This is a genomic window from Aminobacter sp. HY435 (genome assembly GCF_027568395.1).
Taxonomy (GTDB): domain Bacteria; phylum Pseudomonadota; class Alphaproteobacteria; order Rhizobiales; family Rhizobiaceae; genus Aminobacter.
The window spans coordinates 299,701-319,487 of the sequence record NZ_JANKZL010000006.1; the positions used below are offsets into that span (position 1 = coordinate 299,701).

At 63.5% G+C, this 19,787-nt stretch carries 17 protein-coding genes; 16 read left to right on the plus strand and 1 reads right to left on the minus strand.

From position 1 onward, the window contains the following. Nucleotides 1–41 precede the first annotated feature (41 nt). From ybgC to PCJ21_RS10915, 14 genes are all read left to right on the plus strand, one after another. Nucleotides 42–512 carry a tol-pal system-associated acyl-CoA thioesterase gene (gene ybgC / locus PCJ21_RS10850; protein WP_269931411.1) on the plus strand — a complete coding sequence of 157 codons (471 nt, stop codon included), beginning with the start codon at nt 42–44 and terminating at the stop codon, nt 510–512. A 604-nt stretch (nt 513–1,116) separates the two neighbouring features. Then, nucleotides 1,117–1,833: a protein TolQ gene (gene tolQ / locus PCJ21_RS10855; protein WP_269931412.1), complete on the plus strand. Its 717-nt coding sequence runs from the start codon at nt 1,117–1,119 to the stop codon at nt 1,831–1,833. A 10-nt stretch (nt 1,834–1,843) separates the two neighbouring features. After that, nucleotides 1,844–2,293 (plus strand): protein TolR, encoded by a 450-nt coding sequence (tolR, locus tag PCJ21_RS10860; protein ID WP_269931413.1) that lies wholly within the window; start codon nt 1,844–1,846, stop codon nt 2,291–2,293. 9 nt (nt 2,294–2,302) lie between these two features. Next, entirely contained in the window at nt 2,303–3,373 is a 1,071-nt protein-coding gene (locus tag PCJ21_RS10865) for a hypothetical protein (RefSeq protein ID WP_269931414.1), read from the plus strand. A 36-nt stretch (nt 3,374–3,409) separates the two neighbouring features. After that, complete coding sequence (tolB, locus tag PCJ21_RS10870; RefSeq protein ID WP_269931415.1) at nt 3,410–4,726, plus strand: Tol-Pal system beta propeller repeat protein TolB; 1,317 nt, start codon at nt 3,410–3,412, stop codon at nt 4,724–4,726. Between the two features lie 343 nt (nt 4,727–5,069). Next, nucleotides 5,070–5,579 carry a peptidoglycan-associated lipoprotein Pal gene (gene pal, locus PCJ21_RS10875; RefSeq protein WP_269931416.1) on the plus strand — a complete coding sequence of 170 codons (510 nt, stop codon included), beginning with the start codon at nt 5,070–5,072 and terminating at the stop codon, nt 5,577–5,579. Nucleotides 5,580–5,739: 160 nt separating this feature from the next. Next, nucleotides 5,740–6,807, plus strand: coding sequence for a tol-pal system protein YbgF (gene ybgF / locus PCJ21_RS10880; protein ID WP_269931417.1), 1,068 nt, complete (start codon nt 5,740–5,742; stop codon nt 6,805–6,807). Nucleotides 6,808–6,819: 12 nt separating this feature from the next. After that, nucleotides 6,820–8,148 (plus strand): tRNA lysidine(34) synthetase TilS, encoded by a 1,329-nt coding sequence (tilS, locus tag PCJ21_RS10885; protein WP_269931418.1) that lies wholly within the window; start codon nt 6,820–6,822, stop codon nt 8,146–8,148. A 104-nt stretch (nt 8,149–8,252) separates the two neighbouring features. Further along, nucleotides 8,253–10,187, plus strand: a complete 1,935-nt coding sequence (ftsH, locus tag PCJ21_RS10890) for an ATP-dependent zinc metalloprotease FtsH (protein ID WP_269931419.1) — start codon at nt 8,253–8,255, stop codon at nt 10,185–10,187. Between the two features lie 227 nt (nt 10,188–10,414). Further along, nucleotides 10,415–11,020: a hypothetical protein gene (locus PCJ21_RS10895; RefSeq protein WP_269931420.1), complete on the plus strand. Its 606-nt coding sequence runs from the start codon at nt 10,415–10,417 to the stop codon at nt 11,018–11,020. A gap of 122 nt (nt 11,021–11,142) precedes the next feature. Then, a complete protein-coding gene (gene glmM / locus PCJ21_RS10900; RefSeq protein WP_269931421.1) occupies nt 11,143–12,495 on the plus strand; it encodes a phosphoglucosamine mutase in 1,353 nt (450 codons plus the stop codon). Nucleotides 12,496–12,685: 190 nt separating this feature from the next. Beyond that, the gene (locus PCJ21_RS10905) at nt 12,686–13,468 is read left to right on the plus strand and encodes an outer membrane protein (protein WP_269931422.1); all 783 of its coding nucleotides are present in this window, start codon (nt 12,686–12,688) and stop codon (nt 13,466–13,468) included. 193 nt (nt 13,469–13,661) lie between these two features. After that, nucleotides 13,662–14,363 (plus strand): outer membrane protein, encoded by a 702-nt coding sequence (locus tag PCJ21_RS10910; RefSeq protein WP_269931423.1) that lies wholly within the window; start codon nt 13,662–13,664, stop codon nt 14,361–14,363. Between the two features lie 225 nt (nt 14,364–14,588). Continuing rightward, a complete protein-coding gene (locus PCJ21_RS10915; protein WP_269931424.1) occupies nt 14,589–14,747 on the plus strand; it encodes a hypothetical protein in 159 nt (52 codons plus the stop codon). Nucleotides 14,748–14,805: 58 nt separating this feature from the next. On the opposite strand, the gene PCJ21_RS10920 is transcribed toward PCJ21_RS10915, so the two are convergent. Continuing rightward, a complete protein-coding gene (locus PCJ21_RS10920) occupies nt 14,806–16,506 on the minus strand; it encodes an ArnT family glycosyltransferase (RefSeq protein WP_269931425.1) in 1,701 nt (566 codons plus the stop codon). 316 nt (nt 16,507–16,822) lie between these two features. Between PCJ21_RS10920 and PCJ21_RS10925 the strand changes: the two genes are divergently transcribed. Next, nucleotides 16,823–17,998 carry a phosphoserine transaminase gene (locus PCJ21_RS10925; RefSeq protein ID WP_269931426.1) on the plus strand — a complete coding sequence of 392 codons (1,176 nt, stop codon included), beginning with the start codon at nt 16,823–16,825 and terminating at the stop codon, nt 17,996–17,998. 170 nt (nt 17,999–18,168) lie between these two features. Further along, nucleotides 18,169–19,767, plus strand: coding sequence for a phosphoglycerate dehydrogenase (gene serA, locus PCJ21_RS10930; RefSeq protein WP_269931427.1), 1,599 nt, complete (start codon nt 18,169–18,171; stop codon nt 19,765–19,767). The last annotated feature ends 20 nt before the right edge of the window (nt 19,768–19,787 follow it).

Consider the following 19,787-nt stretch of genomic DNA (forward strand, 5'->3'; position numbering starts at 1 on the left):
GACAAGAGACGTGCCCGCAAGACAAGAAAAAGGAAAGCCCCATGGCCGATCATGGTGAACAGGACGCGCTTGCAGCAGGACTTTCCGGCGCACTGACGTCGTTCGGCCACCGGCTGATGGCGCGGGTCTATTATGCCGACACCGATTTTTCCGGCGTCGTCTACCATGCCCGCTATCTCGAATTCTTCGAGCGCGGCCGCTCCGACTTCCTGCGCCTTGCCGGCGTGCACCACACCGAACTGGCCGACGGCAAGCATGGCGAGAAGATCGTCTGGGTGGTGCGCCGCATGGAGATCGATTTCCGCGCTTCGGCCAAGATCGACGACATCCTGACCATAGAGACCCGGACCAAGGACATCTCAGGCGCCCGCATCACCATGGCCCAGCAGTTGAAGCGCGGTGACGAGATGCTGGTCGAAGCCAAGGTCGAAGCGGCGATCATCGGCGAGAACGGCCGCCCGAGGCGTTTCCCCAAGGACTGGATCGAAGCCTTTATGCCCGAGGTTGTTTGAGAGACCGTGACGCGCCTTGCGGCGAGGACCGCCAGCCTGGCCGCATGGCGACGTGCCCCCGGGCGCCCATGACAGTGCCTGTTGACGATGCAACGCGGGCGAGGCTGCCACCTAAATTCCAGTTGCGCGCTCGCCGCCATCGTCCGCCGCACCCTCACGGAGTTTTGGCCGATCACAAGTTTGTGTGATGTCGGCAGAACCAGCATCAACGCCTGACCGTTTCCTGCTTGGCGGGAAACCGGCGCCAGGCCCCGGGATTGGCCGACGCCCCGCTTCGCGGAGATGACCGTGAGTCACCGCCCGGGGTCCAACTTCCTAACCCATCCTTAACCATAACGGTCCATTAAGGGCGAAGTGAAATTCGTCAGGAATGCCAGCGGCCTTCCTTTCACCAAATTTCGCCCCGAAAAGGCCGCGAAAGCGCATTTTGGGGCACTTCCGGAAGCTTCGCGCGAACGGACCACAACGGGGATGCGCCAGGGCCAGCAATGAGCCTGTTTTGAACTTGGGATAGCGACGAGCGAAATCGGCAGCCTCGCGGACCTATCCGGAACTCAAAGCAGGCTTCGTGGTCAGGCCCGGAAATCTTAAGGACTGTTTCAAGATGGAAAACCTACCTCTCGCCCAGCATGGCGCAGATATGTCGATCTGGGCCCTGTTCTGGCAGGCCGGCTGGGTGGTCAAGCTGGTCATGATCGGCCTGCTCGGCGCATCGGTCTGGACCTGGGCGATCGTCGTCGACAAGGTCATCTCCTATAATCGCATGCGCGCCGCGCTGAACCGCTTCGAGCAGATCTTCTGGTCGGGCCAGTCTCTGGAAGAGCTGTACCGCAACCTGTCGGATCGCAAGACCACGGGCATGAGCGCGATCTTCGTCGCCGCCATGCGCGAGTGGAAGAAGAGCTTCGAGAAGGGCGCGAAATCGCCGCTGGCGCTGCAGACCCGCATCGACAAGGCGATGGATCTGGCGCTGACGCGCGAGATGGAGAAGCTGGAGGGCCGCCTCGGCTTCCTCGCCACCATCGGCTCGGCCGCTCCGTTCATCGGCCTGTTCGGCACCGTCATCGGCATCATGACCTCGTTCCAGGCCATCGCCGGTTCGAAGTCGACCAACCTGGCTGTCGTCGCCCCCGGCATCGCCGAGGCGCTGCTGGCAACCGCAATCGGCCTGCTCGCCGCCATCCCGGCGGTCATCGCCTACAACAAGCTGTCGTCAGACGCCGGCAAGCTGGCCGGGCGCATGGAAGGCTTCGCCGACGAGTTCTCCGCCATACTGTCGCGCCAAATCGATGAAAAAGTCGCGCAGCAGCGCGCGGCCTGAGGAGTAGACGATGGGAATGTCAGTTGGCGCAGGCGGCGGTGGCCGCGGACGCGGACGGCGGGGACGCCGTCACACGCTGGTGTCCGAGATCAACGTCACCCCGCTGGTCGACGTCATGCTGGTGCTGCTCATCATCTTCATGGTGGCTGCGCCCATGATGACCGTGGGCGTGCCCATCGACCTGCCGGAAACCCAGGCCAAGGCACTCAATTCCGACACGCAGCCGATCACCGTCTCGGTCAACCAGGGCGGCCAGATCTACTTGCAGGAAACCGAGATCGGGCTGGATGAAGTCGTGCCGAAGCTCGAAGCCATCTCCAAGACCGGCTACGAGGAGCGCATCTATGTGCGCGGCGACAAGACCGCCGACTACGGCACGGTGATGCAGGTGATGGCCCGTATCTCGGCCGCTGGTTACAAGAACCTCGGTCTCGTCACCCTTCAGGAACAGGACCAGTAGTCCGCGAAAATGAAGACCGGCCTCACGACATCTGTGGTCCTGCATGCAGCGGTGCTCGGCTTCGGCCTGTTCACCCTGTCGGCCCCGAGCGCCCTCGAAGTCGCCGACGTCGAGGCGTTTCCGGTCGACATCGTGCCGGTGGAAGCGATCACCCAGATCCAGAAGGGCGACAAGAAGGCTCCCGCCAGGGAAAAGCCGGCGCCGACGCCCACCACGCGCCCCGACATCGTCGCCGACGCACAGAACGTCGGCGACAACAAGATCGACAGCGACAAGCCGCCGACGCCCGAACCGACCCAGAAGGACGTGGACGCCGCAGCGGCACCGCCGCCCTCGCCCAAGCCCGAGCCGAAGCCGACCCCGGTCGAGCAGCCCAAGCCCGAGCCGGCCAAGCAGGCCGAGCCCAAGCCCGTTCCGGTGCCGGCGACCGAAGTGACGCCGCAGCCGCAGCCCAAGCAGGAGGTCAAGCCCGACCCGGTTGCCGAGACCATCGTCTCCGACCAGGCCGAGGCGGAAGCCGTCAAGCTGCCGGAAAACGCGCCGGCTCCCGAGGCCAAGCCGCAGCCGCCGCAGGCACAGACGGCCAAGACGCCCGAGCGCAAGCAGGAAGACAAAAAGACCCAGGAAGCCGCGTCCAAGCCGAAGTCCGAGGAGAAGGAATTCAACGCCGACGAGGTGGCGGCCCTTCTCAACAAGCAGAAGCCTTCGGGCGGCGGCGCCAAGCGCTCGACCGAACAGGCATCGCTGGGCGGCAAGAAGGACACTGGCGGCAACAAGCTGAGCCAAAGCGAGATGGACGCCCTGCGTGGCGCGATCCAGCGCTGCTGGAACGTGCCTGCCGGTGCCATGGACGGCGGCAATCTGAAAGTCTCCATCCAGTTCAGCCTGACCCCGACCGGCGAGGTCGAGGGGCGTCCCGAGATCATCTCTGGCGGCGGTTCGGCCGGCATCGAGCGTGCAGCCGCCGAATCGGCGCGCCGCGCGGTGCTCCAATGCGCGCCCTACAATCTGCCGGCCGACAAATACGCTGGTGGCTGGGACCAAGTCATCGTCAATTTCGACCCGAGCGAGATGTTCTGAGCGCCTGCGCTCACAAGGAACTAAGAGGCCTGTGTAATGAAGCATATTGTCAAAGCGATTCTTTTGATCAGCGCGATGGCCAGCGGCATGACCGCATTCGCCACCTTGCCGGCGCGCGCTCTGGTCGAGATCGACGTCAACAAGGGCAATGTCGAGCCGCTGCCCATCGCCATCACCGACTTCCTGTCGGGTGACGGCGTCGGCGCGGAAATCGCCAGCATCGTCGCCGCCGACCTGCAGCGCTCCGGCCTGTTCGCGCCGATCGACAAGGGCGCCTTCATCGAGAAGATCTCCAACCCCGACGTCGCGCCGCGCTTCGAGGATTGGAAGGTCATCAACGCCCAGGCGCTGGTCACCGGCCGGGTCAGCCAGGAAGCGGACGGCAGGCTGAAGGCCGAGTTCCGGCTGTGGGACACCTTTGCCGGCCAGCAGCTCGCCGGCGAGCAGTTTTTCGCCAACAAGGCCAATTCGCGCCGCATCGCCCACATCATCGCCGACGCCATCTATGAGCGCCTGACCGGCGAGAAGGGCTACTTCGACACCCGCGTCGTGTTCATCGACGAGACCGGCGCCAAGACCGCGCGCAAGAAGCGCCTCGCCATCATGGACCAGGACGGCGCCAATGTGCGCTATCTTTCCGACGGCCGCTCGATCGCCATGACACCGCGCTTCTCGCCGACGCGTCAGGAAATCACCTACATGTCCTATGAAAGCGGTCAGCCGCAGGTCTACCTGCTGCAGATCGAAACCGGCCAGCGCGAGCTTGTCGGCAATTTCCCCGGCATGACCTTTGCGCCGCGCTTCTCGCCCGACGGCCAGAAGGTGATCATGAGCCTGCTGCGCGACGACGGCAATTCCAACATCTTCTCGATGGACCTGCGCAGCCGCACCACCACGCGCCTGACCAATTCCAGCGCCATCGACACCTCGCCATCCTATTCGCCCGACGGTTCCAAGGTGGTCTTCACCTCCGACCGCGGCGGCCAGCCGCAGATCTACGTCATGGGCGCGGACGGTTCGGGCCAGACCCGTATCTCCTTCGGCGGCGGCAGCTATTCGACGCCCGTGTGGTCGCCGCGCGGCGACCTGATCGCCTTCACCAAGCAGTCGGGCGGACAGTTCCAGATCGGCGTGATGAAGACCGACGGTTCGGGCGAACGCATCCTGTCGACCGGCTTCCAGCAGGAAGGCCCGACCTGGGCGCCCAACGGCCGCGTCGTGATGTTCTTCCGCGACCAGCCCGGCGGCGGCGGACCCAAGCTCTACTCGGTCGACCTGACCGGCCGCAACGAGCAGGCGATCCCCACGCAGGGCTTCGCTTCCGATCCGGCCTGGTCGCCGCTTCTCGATTAACCTTCGGACCTAAGCTCCGGACCGGGCTTTGTCCGGGCACGATACGAGCACTGCAAAGCGCCGCGCGTCCCAGGGATGCGCGGCGCTTTTGCAACGGTCGCCATTAACCTTTGCCCGAAGGCGAGCCTAAAGGACCAGGCGGCGTCATTTGCCCAATGATGCCGCCTTTCCGCCGTATTTCCGCCTACGGTGCGCGGCGAAGTACGAGTTGAACTGAAGCCGCAGTGCTGGGACGCATGGGCAGGCGGCAACAAAATTTTAACCATGTTTCTTGAATGCCGGTTAACCGCAACGTGGTTACTGCTTGTTCAACGAAATCACTTGAATGCGAAGGAGAGGCGGGATGCGCCGTATCGCAAAACTTGCAACCAACCCCGTGATGGTGGCGCTCGTCGCGTCGCTGGCGATCGCCGGCTGTGCCTCGAAGAAGACCCCCAACAGCGCGGCCGACCTCGGCCTCGGCGGCGGCGCCGGTGCGGCAACCCCGGGTTCGTCCCAGGACTTCACCGTCAATGTCGGCGACCGTATCTTCTTCGACACCGACTCCTCGTCGATCCGCGCTGACGCCCAGGGCATCCTCGCCCGTCAGGCGCAGTGGCTGAACAAGTACGGCCAGTATGGCGTCGTCGTCGAAGGCCATGCCGACGAGCGCGGCACCCGCGAGTACAACCTGGCGCTGGGCGCACGTCGCGCCGCCGCCGCCCGCGACTACCTGATCTCGCAGGGCGTCGCTTCCAACCGCCTCAAGACGATCTCCTATGGCAAGGAACGTCCGGTCGCGGTTTGCGACGACATCTCCTGCTGGTCGCAGAACCGTCGCGCCGTCACCACGCTTTCGGGCGCCGGCAGCTGATCGGCAAAACTGCCACACGGAAATATCGAAAGGCGGTCTTCGGGCCGCCTTTTGCTTATCTGTTGGTCTGAAACAAAATTTGGCCGAAGTCTCGCGTCCTGATAAATGACGAAAGCGCATCGGCGCAAAGCAACCCGTTCCGTTCCACCGCGAGAGGCTAATGCATTTTCGATCAATCCTGAGTGGCACACTTGCCATCTTCCTTTTGTCCGGGGCCGCGGCGCATGCGCGCGACGGCATCGGCATCGATTTCCCAAAAATCGGCCTGCCGGGCGTTTTCGGCAGCAAGACTGAAAGCACCGAAGCACCGATCCAGCTCGCCCAGGCGGGCGATCCGCGCGTGACTTCGCTCGAAGAGGAAATCCGCAAGCTCAACGGCAGCATCGAGGAACTGAACTTCCAGATCCTGCAGATGCAGGAGCAAATGCGGAAAATGCAGGAAGACAACGAATTCCGCTTCCAGGAACTCGAAGGCGGCGCACAGCCCAAGAAGTCCGACGCTTCCGGCAATTCCAACTCCTCGATCGTTGAGGCGCCTGCGGCGCCTCAACCCAACACACAGCAGTCTGCCGGGGCAACCGCCCCCGCCGCCGGCGGAGCCAGCGTCGAGGACGTGATCGTCGAAAGCGGCACCGGCGACCCGGGCGCAACCGTCGGCGGCGGCACCGGCGCGCCTCCGACGACGTTCGGCACCATCACCGTCGACAAGAACGGCAACGTCGTCTCCACCTCGACCGAGGACAATGCCGCCCTGGCCCCCGCTCCGAGCACCCGGCAACCGGCAGCTTCGGCACCCGCAGCAAGCGGCTCGAACGGTGCCGCCGTGGCCGCCCTGCCCTCGACCGACGATCCCGACGAGCTCTACCGCAACTCCTACCAGTTCGTGCTCTCCGGCGACTACAACACCGCCGAGCAGGGTTTCCGCGACCACATTTCGCGCTTTCCCGCCGACCCCAAGACCGCCGACGCGCGTTTCTGGCTTGGTGAATCGCTGCTCGGGCAAAAGAAGTACCGCGACGCGGCCGAAATCTTCCTCGCCGCCAGCAAGGAATATCCGAAGTCCAAGAAGGCGCCCGACATGATGCTGAAACTCGGCGTTTCGCTCGTCGGCCTCAAGCAGCGCGAAGTCGCCTGCGCCACCTTCAACGAAATCGGCAAGCGCTACCCCGACGCCTCCGGCGCCATCAAGGAGCGCGTCAAGCAGGAACGGGCGCTCGCCGCGTGCTGACGCAGCCCGACCATGCGTTTTTTTCATCAAGGCTTTTCCGAGTTTGACTTCGCCGCGCAGCGAACCGTCGTTGCAGCCGTTTCGGGCGGCAGTGACTCGACAGCCCTTCTCCTTCTCCTGAAAGACCATCTCGACAGGCACGCGGCCACCGTGCGGCTGCTCGCTGTCACCGTCGACCATGGGCTGCGGCCCGGATCCGACGCCGAGGCAGGCGCGGTCGCCGCATCGTGCGCGCGCCACGGCATCGAGCACCGCACGATGGCATGGCGTGGCGAGAAGCCGACCGCAGGCATTCCGGCCGCCGCGCGCGACGCCCGCTACGACCTGCTGGCAACCGCCGCACGGCAGGCTGGCGCAACTGTTGTCGTGACCGGCCACACCGCCGACGACCAGGCTGAAACCGTGCTGATGCGCGCGGCGCGCGGCACCGGCCGGGGCAGCGCCGGCATGGCGCCGGCAACCCTGTTCGACGGCGACATCTGGATCGCCAGGCCGTTTCTCACCACCCGTCGCGAAACCCTGCGCGAAGTTCTCCGCGCGCGCGGCGAAAGCTGGCTCGACGATCCGACCAACATCAACGAGACCTACGAGCGCCCGCGCCTGCGGCTGTCGTTGCGCGAGGACCACGCCTCTGTCGACGCGGCATTGGCCGGCGCGCGGCTCGCCGGAACGGAGCGAAGCGGGATCGGCGAGCGCGCCGCCAAGCTGATCGTCGACTTCGCCAGCCGCCCCATGCCCGGCCTGATCCGGCTCGAGCCGGCATTCGCCGAGGCCGCCGATGGCGAAGCGGCCATGTATGCGCTGCGCCTGCTGGTCGCCGCAGCCGGCGGCGCAACGCAGCTTGCCGACACCGCGCGTGCCGTCGCGCTGCACAGGCACCTCGCCGGCCCGGTGGAAAATCCCCGCCGCGCCACATTGTCGCGCGCGCTCGTCGAATGCCGGAAAACTGGCATCTTCCTGCTGCGCGAGACACGCAGCCTGCCCGCCCCGCAACAGATCGCAGAGGGCATCTGGGATGGCAGGTATCGCATTTCACCGCCGCAGGACGCGGCAGGGTTGAGCATCGCGCCGCTCGGCAACGCCGCTAGCAGACAAGCGATTTCGGTAGCCGGCATCCCGGAAAGTCTTGCCAGAACTGCACTTGTGGCGGAGCCCGCGCTGTGGCGCGGCGAAAGCCTTGTCGGCTTGCTGTCCGCCACACACGCCGTGCCGGTTGCCGCACCCTGGGTCCGCTTCCTGCCGGGCTTCGACCTGGCGCCGGCAATCGCCATGTCGAAGCTGCTCGGCGCGGCGGCAATTCCGCCCTCGCCACGCCGTGGCCACATTGGCATCGGAGCTTAACCTCGACTTAGGGACGAGCTTGGCAATGTGGCAGCCTCTCCCTATGTTAGGGACAAGCTTACTCTCACCATGCGCGTTCCCCGTGGACGCCAACGGGACATTCGATGAATCCGAACTATCGCAACTTCGCGCTGTGGGCGATCATAGCCGTTCTGCTCATCGCCCTGTTCAATCTGTTCCAGACACCGCAAACACGCGGCGCGTCGAGCGATGTGCCCTATTCGCAGTTCCTGCAGGAGCTTTCGTCGGGCCGTGTCAAGACGGTGACGATTGCCGGCGACCGGATCAGCGGCACCTATGTCGACAACTCCAACGGCTTCCAGACCTATTCGCCCGGCGACCCGTCGCTGGTTTCGCGTCTCGAGGAAAAGAACGTCACCATCAACGCCCGTCCTGAAAATGACGGCTCCGGCTCGATCTTCTCGGTGCTGCTGTCCTGGCTGCCGATGATCCTGATCCTCGGCGTGTGGATCTTCTTCATGCGCCAGATGCAGTCCGGCTCCGGCCGCGCCATGGGCTTTGGCAAGTCGAAGGCGAAGTTGCTGACCGAAGCGCATGGCCGCGTCACCTTCGCCGACGTCGCTGGCGTGGACGAAGCCAAGGAAGACCTCGAGGAAATCGTCGAGTTCCTGCGCGACCCGCAGAAGTTCCAGCGCCTCGGCGGCAAGATTCCGCGCGGCGTGCTGCTCGTCGGCCCTCCCGGCACCGGCAAGACCTTGCTGGCCCGCTCGGTGGCCGGTGAAGCCAATGTGCCGTTCTTCACCATCTCCGGCTCCGACTTCGTTGAAATGTTCGTCGGCGTTGGCGCGTCCCGCGTCCGCGACATGTTCGAACAGGCCAAGAAGAACGCGCCCTGCATCATCTTCATCGACGAAATCGACGCCGTCGGCCGTCATCGCGGTGCTGGCCTCGGCGGCGGCAACGACGAGCGCGAGCAGACGCTGAACCAGCTGCTGGTCGAGATGGACGGCTTCGAGGCCAATGAATCGATCATCCTGATCGCCGCGACCAACCGTCCCGACGTTCTCGACCCCGCGCTCTTGCGTCCGGGCCGCTTCGACCGCCAGGTCGTGGTGCCGAACCCCGACATCGTCGGCCGCGAGAAGATCCTCAAGGTGCACGTCCGCAACGTCCCGCTGGCGCCCAATGTCGACCTCAAGGTGGTCGCGCGCGGCACCCCGGGCTTCTCCGGCGCCGACCTGATGAACCTCGTCAACGAATCCGCCCTGATGGCGGCGCGCCGCAACAAGCGCCTCGTCACCATGCAGGAGTTCGAGGACGCCAAGGACAAGATCATGATGGGCGCCGAGCGCCGCTCCTCGGCCATGACCCAGGCCGAGAAGGCGCTGACCGCCTATCACGAAGCCGGCCACGCCATCCTGGCGCTCAACGTGCCGGCGGCCGATCCGCTGCACAAGGCGACCATCATCCCGCGCGGCCGCGCGCTCGGCATGGTCATGCAGCTGCCCGAGGGCGACCGCTACTCGATGAGCTACAAGTACATGGTCTCGCGCCTCGCCATCATGATGGGCGGCCGCGTCGCCGAGGAGATCAAGTTCGGCAAGGAAAACATCACCTCCGGCGCGTCCTCCGACATCGAGCAGGCGACCAAGCTGGCCCGCGCCATGGTTACCCGCTGGGGCTTCTCCGACAAGCTCGGCCAGGTTGCCTATGGCGAGAACCAGGAAGAGGTGTTCCTCGGCCATTCGGTGGCGCGCACCCAGAACGTCTCGGAAGAGACCGCCCAGATCATCGACGCCGAAGTGCGCCGCCTGATCGATGACGCCTACACCACCGCCCGCGCCATCCTGACCAAGAAGAAGAAGGACTGGATCGCGCTTGCCGAAGGCCTGCTCGAATACGAGACGCTGTCGGGCGACGAGATCAAGGAACTGATCGCCGGCAACAAGCCCTCGCGCGACATGGGCGACGATACGCCGACCTCGCGCGGCTCGGCAGTACCAAAGGCCGGCTCGACCCGCGGCAAGAAGAAAGGCTCCGAGCCCGAAGGCGGCATGGAACCGCAGCCGTCGAACTGAGGCATCAAACGCCGACTGAATGAAAAACGCCGCTGGGGAAACTCAGCGGCGTTTTTGCATTCTGGAGCCGGCCGCAGGCGACCTCCAGGCAGACGATCGCTTCCGCCAAGCTTTCTCCGAAGTCGTCGGCACGCTGCAGAAACCAAAATGCTGGTATGTGCGTGACAACGCCGCCAAAGTAACTCGGCCGTACTTCTGTCAATCTAAGAAGATGCTATGGAGTTTGTATGATCGCTGCTCGGCTTCATCATGAATTGATCGCTCCGTTGCAGGAGCTCAGGACCCGATTAGCTGACAATGTGTGCATTCAATCCGAAATCAACGACGTCACGGCTCAGACCGCGAAACTAGCAATTGCCGCCTACCACTTTCCCGAGACAGTGCGTGGCTCAGCCAAGGCTATGTTCTCACCGGCGGCCGAAGACCTTCGACAGCGATTGGGAGATGTCGCAGACACTGCGAAGCATGGCCAACTAAGGAATCAAAGCCGGCAAGCGACGCTGTATGCGGGCCTAGCCTTTGAAGCGGACCCCAACCTTGGATTCCGCTTCCTGCGAACCGAGGTCTGGGCACACAACGATAGATTTGGCGAATTCGATTTGGTGAATTCCATTGCTACATTTTGTGAGTTTCTAGCTTCAGAATACGAGGTCATTGTAGACGCTCATCACGAGCCTCCCGCCCACCCCTTTCGTCCCGAAGCGGTGGCATACGTGACGAAGCGAACGTTCGTTGCCGCCAACATCAGGCTTTTCTTCTACGGCAAAGACGGAACCGGAGCGCTAGTCCGCTCCGATCCGCCCGAGGTGAGGTTCGCTGTGTTCGAGCGCTGACACTCCAAAATCCCCAACCCTTTCCTAAGGTTTTGTGACATAAACTCACTAAATGTGATGCGTTGGTCGCCCCAGGTTGTGGCAAAGCAAGCGCGGGTGGACTCCACGGGGACAGGCTAAACATGGCTGGACGCTATTTCGGCACCGACGGCATTCGCGGACGGGCCAACAAATTTCCGATGACGGCGGAGATCGCCATGAAGGTCGGCATGGCCGCCGGCCTGTCGTTCCAGCGCGGCAGCCATCGTCATCGCGTCGTGGTCGGCAAGGACACGCGCCTGTCCGGCTACATGATCGAGAACGCGCTGGTCGCCGGCCTCTGCGCCGCCGGCATGGATGTGTTCCTGCTCGGTCCGATCCCGACGCCGGCTGTGGCCATGCTGGTGCGCTCGCTGCGCGCCGACATCGGCGTCATGATCTCGGCCTCGCACAACCCCTATTACGACAACGGCATCAAGCTGTTCGGCCCCGACAGCTACAAGCTGTCCGACGAGATCGAGCAGCGCATCGAGGCGATGCTCGACCAGGACGTGGGCACCATGCTCGCCGATTCCGACGGTCTCGGCCGCGCCAAGCGCGTCGACGGCGTGCATGACCGCTACATCGAATTCGCCAAGCGCACCCTGCCCCGCTCGATGTCCTTGTCGGGCCTGCGCATCGTCGTCGACTGCGCCAATGGTGCTGCCTACAAGGTCGCGCCGGCGGTGCTGTGGGAACTCGGCGCCGAGGTCATCCCCATCAATGTCGAGCCCAACGGCTTCAACATCAATGACGACTGCGGCTCGACCCATCCGGCCACCCTGCAGAAGAAGATCCACGAGGTGCGTGCCGATATCGGCATCGCGCTCGACGGCGACGCCGACCGCGTCGTCATCGTCGACGAGAACGGCACCATCGTCGACGGCGACCAGATCATGGGCCTGATCGCCCAGTCGTGGCAGCAGAGCGGCCGCCTGGCCGGCGGCGGCGTCGTTGCGACGGTCATGTCGAACCTCGGCCTCGAACGCTTCCTGGGTGATCTCAAGCTGGAGCTGCACCGCACCAAGGTCGGCGACCGCTATGTCGTCGAGCACATGCGCGCGCACGGCCTCAACATCGGCGGCGAACAGTCCGGCCACATCGTTTTGTCCGACTTCTCCACCACCGGCGACGGACTGGTGGCGGCGCTCCAGGTACTCGCCTGCATCAAGCGCTCCAACAAGCCGATGAGCGAGCTGAGCCGCACCTTCGAGCCCGTGCCCCAGTTGCTCAAGAATGTGCGCTTTGCCGGTGGCCAGCCGCTCGAGGAAGCCCCGGTCAAGGCAGCGATCGAGGAAGCGCGCAACCGCCTGGGCAAGACGGGCCGCCTGGTCATCCGCCCATCCGGCACCGAGCCGCTGATCCGCGTCATGGCCGAGGGCGACGATCCCCAACTGGTCGAGGCCGTGGTCAACGACATCGTCGGCGTTATCGCGGAAAGCCGCACCGCCGCCTGATCCGGCTGCAATCCACCGACCTGAAGGCCCGCCCCCAGGCGGGCTTTTTTGTTTGCGGCAAGCCCTGCCTTTGCAACCTGTCGTGGTTAACCAGCAGGGTTAAGTACACCTTAACCTATACGAAGCATTATCCACGCCGGTTAGTGATGGTCGGGCGCGTAGCGGGTCCGTAAGTATGGGGTTATTCATCATGCACTTTATTGGAAGAAGGGTGGTCGCTGCCGCGTTGCTTGCCGGCGTCAGTGCACCGGTTTACGCAGCCGACATGCCAGACCCGATTATCGAGGTCCCGGCGCCGGTTTACGGCGGCTGGTATCTGCGCGGCCACATCGGCATGAGCAACCAGAGGCTCGACCGCCTCGAGGCCGACGCCTTCAGCGGCCCCACGATCATGTCCCACACGTGGCTCGACAAAGGCAGCTTCTCCTCGGCCCCGATCATGGGCGTCGGCGTCGGCTACAAGTTCAACGACTACCTGCGCGGTGACATCGGGGTCGAATACCGGGGCGCGGCCGACTTCAATGCCCTCGACAGGGTCGAGAGGACCCCCGGCGGCCCGGGCAACGTCTACACCAACGACTACAGCGGCAAGAAATCCGAGTGGTTGCTGCTGGCCAATGCCTATGCCGATCTCGGCACGTTCTACGGCATTACCCCCTATGTCGGCGCCGGTTTGGGCGCATCCCGCAACACGATCTCGAACTTCCGCGACGTCAACGAACTTTTCAACGGCGGCGGTTACGCCAACACAACGTCGAAATGGAACCTCGCCTGGGCACTTCACGCAGGCATCGGCATCCAGGCGACCGAGCGGATGACCATCGATCTGGGCTACAGCTACGTCAACCTGGGTGATGCACAGACGGGGACGATCTACAATTTCGATCCTTCCTATGCTCCCGTCTCCGGCATCACCTTCAAGAACATCGCTTCGCACGACCTGAAGCTCGGCGTCCGTTACTCGCTGAACTAGGCTGCTCGATACACACCGCAACCGCGAACCGCCCGGCATGCCGGGCGGTTTTTTGCTGGCGCCAGGCGTCCCGGCGCGGCCTGCCAACCCCTTGTTATGCTTAACCGCGACTTAACCTCTATGGTTAACAATGCCTCGAACGGCTGCTGGATTCTCGGGCAACACCCTGGCGCCATTTCGGGAGAATGCGATCATGACCATCACTTCTCGGGCAGCCATGGCACTGGCCGCGACCTTGCTTTCGCCGCTGGCGGCACATGCCGCCGACTACGACCCGCCAATCGTCATCGAGGAAGCGCCTGAATATGTGCCGGTGGAAGTCGGCTCGGGCTGGTACCTGCGCGGCGACGTTGGCTACAACATCAACAAGTCGCCCTACAACTTCACGCTTTTGGGTGTCGAAACGCGCAACACGTCCATCACGGGCAGCATCGGCGCAGGTTATCATTTCACCGACTATTTCCGCGGTGAACTCAATCTCGGCTTCCTGTCCAATGACCGTTATGACGCGACTTTCGGCACCGAGACCTTGTCGCTCGAAAACAATGTATGGAACGGCATGGCCAACGCCTATGTCGATCTTGGTACGATCGCTGGCTTCACGCCCTATGTGGGCGCCGGCATCGGCCTGATCTACTCCAGCCATACGGTCAAGGACACGGACCCGGCGGCTGTTCCGCCGCTCGACTTCTACGCCCACGACACGCAATACAAGATGGCCTATTCGGTTGGCGCCGGCGTTGCCTACCAGGTCGCCCAAAACACTTCCATCGATGTCGGCTATCAGTATCTGACCTCACCAGACCTCGAATATGTCGACGTCAACACCCTTACGGTCAAGAAGGGTGTCGACTACCATCAGGTCAAGGTCGGCCTGCGCTACGATCTCTGGTAGTCGCTTCCAGTCACGGCGAACGGCAATGGCGGGCTTCGGCCCGCCATTTGCGCTTTTGGAGCGCCCGGCGTCCGCGCAGGACTTTTTCCGGCCAATTGCAAAAGGCCACCTTGCCAACTCAAATTTAGGAAACTATTTTTCCTGCAGATAAAATTCGGGAAATTGCAATTGGCGAACGACTTACCGAAACGGGGACGGCGACCAGTCGGTACCGAGGCAGTGCATATGAGGTTTCCGGCGGAGGTTATTGATGCAGTCGACGAATATCGGCGCGACAAACTCCACCAGGCGAGCCGTCAGGATGCCATCCGCGAGCTGCTGCACGAGCATCTTGTGACGAACGGCTACCTGCGGCCGAGACAAAACGTGGGAAGCAAACTCTGAGAGCGAGGGGCGATTTGGCACCTATGCCCCGGGCGGGCGCCGGGACTTGCCAAGGCCGTCACCAGCCAGACGCCGGCCAGGCTGGCGGGATGCATGAAGCGCCACGCTTGAGATCGTAAATCTTCACAGTTGGCGCCACGAAGCCGTAGTCCCCATAGAGCTGGGAAAACGTTGCGACGACATATCCGTTGAGACAATGGTACATCGACGCCAGGGCGTAGACTTGCGCGTCCTGTCTTCTCAATTCGCCGCCACGCAGATAGCGCTCGAACCTAAGCGACAGCAGATAGTCATGCGAGGCCAGCGTTCGATAGTCCCATGTCTGCGCCACCGGATAACCGATCGGATAGTCGGAGACGAAATTGACCGTGCCGCTGGCAGTCAGGAACTCGACAGCCTTCGTCCGCGTGTCCCTGCTGGGGTTCATGTTCCGAACATAGGAAATGCCCGCATGTGCGGTGACCGTCAGCGCAACCAGAGCCAACGCCATGGCGCCGGCCCGGCTCCGCGAGGCAACTGAGCACGAACTCGCAATCCCAGCGGCCAGCAGGAAGTAAATGACAACTGGAAGCACATAGCGCATCTGCCCGACGATCTTGAGCGGCGAGAGCTCAAGCAGGAACAACCAAATGAGCGCCCCGGCCGCGAAGGCTGCGACCTGCCGGTTCCGGTCCCTGGCGAGGGCGAGACAGATTGCCCCGAGACCGATCAGAAACGTCATCGCCGTGATGCCAGCAAGCAGGTGATGGCGCAGATGGGTGAGTCCATAGCCTGCCCAGAACCATTCCTTGAGGTCGTGACCGTCTTCGGCGTGCTTGAGTTCCCTTGCCAAACCCGCCAGCACATCGCCAAGACCGGTCCCGCTTTCGCTCGCCAGGGAGGCAAGCAGAACGGCAAGCATGGTGGCGAGGGCCGAGACGACGACTATTGCGGCGCCCCTCGTGCCTGGCCGGCAGTGCCACAGGGCAAAGGCGAACAGCCCGACGCTGTTCAGAAGACCGACATACTTGGCCGACGGTGCAAGACCAAGAGCAATGCCGAAATAAACCAGGTTTCGCAGATCCATTCTTTCCGCGAGCCGCGCCAGCGCATGGAGGCCAAGGCAGATAGCGAACACGAGCAGCGCATCCTCCTTGAAGAAGTGAGCGTGCACCGCGATTGCCGGAGAGGTCGCGAAAACGCAGCTCCAGATGAAGGCCTGCAGACTATCAGCGTAACGCTTCAATACGAGGTAGAAGAGCGCGCTGCCAGCTGCCATCGCCATGACGCTGACGAAGCGACCGGCCCAAAGCCGTTCGAGGTCGCTGGAAGCCGACCCAAACCAGGCAACCAGCCTTGCCAGAACGATCAGCAACGGCGGATGGAAATAGTTGTGGGGCTTGTCGACAACCAGCGCCACTTTCATCGGTTCGTCGGCATGGGCGCCGTAGAGGAAGTCGTAATTGTAGAATCCGAGGGCCAGAGAGATGCCGACGATTGCCGCCAGCGAGGCCACAGTCAATGCTGCCGGACGGGCGACAAGTCGCTCTTGAAATCGAGGACCGAGTGAGAACACGTAGGCCACAACCCGTCCCCTGATGTAAGTTCCACAAGCCGATGCCGGTTCTGCGTTAATTTGCATCGCCAAACAAGCATCGGCGTGCGCCTCAAGTTGATCTTCCAGTGCCCACGATGAGCATTGGACACGTACCAACTCCGCCAGCGTCATCCCGAGGGTGGCGGCCGGCGGAGACTGAGGCCGTGCATATGAGGTTTCCATCGGCCGTTCTGGACGCGGCGGACGAGTATCGCCGCGGCAGGCAGAGCGAGGCATCTGGCAGGATGCTGTCAGCGAGTTGCTGCACGACCACCTGGTGCATGCAGGCTATCTGCTGCCGGGCGAGCAAGCGGGGCTTGCAGTCTTCGGGCGTTGCCGATCGCGGCCCATAGTCTGGCGCCCCCATACGGCGCTATCGCAGCATGTCCTCTTTGCGACAGAAACATTCCTCTTGACGCCCGAACGCTAAACGCATATCGCCGTCCGTGGGCCACCCCTCCCCAACGAGGGGCCAACTATCTGGAAGGATAGAACCACGATGACGATCGTCGCCAAGCCCGGACTCCGTCCGGCAAACCCCAATTTCTCCTCAGGTCCCTGCGCAAAACGTCCCGGCTGGTCGCTTCAGGGCCTCGCCGACGCGCCGCTCGGCCGCTCGCACCGCGCCAAGGTCGGCAAGACCAAGCTCGAGCAGGCCATCGCGCTGACCCGCGAAGTTCTCCAGGTTCCCGCCGACTACCGCATCGGCATCGTTCCGGCCTCCGACACCGGCGCCGTCGAGATGGCGCTGTGGTCGCTGCTCGGCGAGCGCGGCGTCGACATGGTCGCCTGGGAATCGTTCGGCGCCGGCTGGATCACCGACGTGGTCAAGCAGCTCAAGCTCGAAGACGTCCGCAAGTTCGAGGCCGCCTATGGCGAGCTGCCCGATCTCGCCAAGGTCGATTTCGACCGCGACGTGGTCTTCACCTGGAACGGCACGACGTCCGGCGTGCGCGTCGCCAATGGCGATTTCATCCCCGCCGACCGCAAGGGCCTGACCATCTGCGACGCCACCTCGGCGGCGTTTGCCCAGAACCTCGATTTCGCAAAGCTCGATGTCGTCACCTTCTCCTGGCAAAAGGTGTTGGGCGGCGAAGGCGCGCACGGCATGCTGATCCTCAGCCCGCGCGCCGTCGAACGGCTCGAGACCTACAAGCCGGCCTGGCCGCTGCCCAAGATCTTCCGCCTGACCTCTGGCGGCAAGCTGATCGAGGGCATCTTCAAGGGCGAGACGATCAACACCCCGTCGATGCTCTGCGTCGAGGACTATCTCGATGCGCTGACCTGGGCCAAGGGTCTGGGCGGCCTACGTGCGCTGATCGCCCGCGCCGACGCCAACTTCGCGGCAATCGACGCTTTCGTGCAGAAGTCGGGCTGGCTCGCCAACCTCGCCGTCGCGCCGGAAACACGCTCGAACACCTCGGTGTGCCTGTCGATCGTCGACCCGGAAGTGGCCAGCCTCGACAAGGACGGCCAGGCGGCCTTTGCCAAGGCCATGGTCACGGCGCTCGAAAAGGAAGGCGTTGCCTTCGACATCGGCGCTTATCGCGACGCCCCTCCCGGCCTGCGCATCTGGGCCGGCGCGACCGTCGAGACTGCCGACCTCGTTGCCCTGATGCCTTGGCTCGACTGGGCCTTCGCCAATCAGAAGGCAGCGCTCAAGGCTGCGGCCTGAGCCAACCTACAAGTATTGCATGCCCCTCACCCTTACCCTCTCCCCGTCAAGTACGGGGAGAGGGGGTCGCCAACGTAGCGGCCAGCCTCCTTCTCCCCGTCCAGACGGGGAGAAGGTCCCGGCAGGGGGATGAGGGGCAGTCCAGACACCAGACAATCAAGGACACGCCCATGCCCCGCGTTCTCGTTTCCGACAAGCTCTCCACCACCGCCGTCCAGATCTTCAAGGATCGCGGCGTCGAGGTCGACTACCTGCCCGACCTCGGCAAGGACAAGGAAAAGCTGCTCGAAGTCATCGGCCAGTATGACGGCCTTGCCATCCGCTCGGCGACCAAGGTCACCGAAAAGCTGATCGCTGCGGCGACCAACCTGAAGGTCATCGGCCGCGCCGGCATCGGCGTCGACAATGTCGACATTCCCGCCGCCTCGCGGCGCGGCATCATCGTCATGAACACGCCCTTCGGCAATTCGATCACCACCGCCGAGCATGCCATCGCGCTGATGTTCGCGGTCGCCCGCCAGTTACCCGAGGCCAATGCCTCGACGCATGCCGGCAAGTGGGAGAAGAACCGCTTCATGGGCGTCGAGATCACCGGCAAGACGCTCGGCCTGATCGGCTGCGGCAACATCGGCTCGATCGTCGCCACGCGCGCCGTCGGCCTCAAGATGCACGTCGTTGCCTTCGACCCGTTCCTGTCGGAGCATCGCGCCGAGGAGTTGGGCGTCGAAAAAGTCGAGCTCGATGAGCTGTTCGCACGTGCCGACTTCATCACGCTGCACACGCCGCTGACCGACAAGACGCGCAACATCATCAACGCCGGGTCGATCGCCAAGATGAAATCCGGCGTGCGCATCATCAACTGCGCCCGCGGCGGCCTGATCGTCGAGAAGGACCTGATCGCCGGCCTGAAGAGCGGCAAGGTGGCGGGTGCCGGCATCGACGTGTTCGAGGTCGAGCCGGCCGAGAGCAACGAGCTGTTCGGCATGGACAACGTCGTCTGCACCCCGCATCTCGGCGCCTCGACCTCGGAAGCGCAGGAAAACGTCGCCCTGCAGGTTGCCGAGCAAATGGCCGACTATCTGGTCAAGGGTGCGGTCACCAATGCCATCAACATGCCCTCGATCACCGCCGAGGAAGCGCCACGGCTGAAGCCGTTCGTCAAGCTTGCCGAGGTGCTCGGCGCATTTGTCGGCCAGGTTACGGAAGACCCGATCACCGAGGTCGAAATCCTGTTTGACGGCCAGACCGCGCAGATGAACACCAAGGCGCTGATCAGCGCAGCCCTTGCCGGCCTGATCCGTCCGCAGGTTTCCGACGTCAACATGGTGTCGGCGCCGATCATGGTGAAGGAGCGCGGCATCATCGTCGCCGAGGTCAAGCGCGACAAGTCGGGCGTGTTCGACGGCTACATCAAGCTGTCGGTCAAGACCGAGCACATGACCCGTTCGATCGCCGGCACCTGCTTCTCCGACGGCAAGCCGCGCTTCATCCAGATCAAGGGCATCAATCTCGATGCCGAGGTCGGCCAGCACATGCTCTACACCACCAACGCCGACGCGCCCGGCATCATCGGCCTGCTCGGCACGGTGTGCGGCGAAAGCGGCGTCAACATCGCCAACTTCCAGCTCGGTCGCGACCGCCCGGGCGGCGACGCCATCGCCTTGCTCTATCTCGACGCGCCCTTCCCGGAGGACGTGCTTGCCAAGGTGCGCGACCACAAGTCGATCGACTCGGCCAAGCGCCTACAGTTCGACGTCAACGGCTTCTGAGCAATCTCTCGGAAGTAATA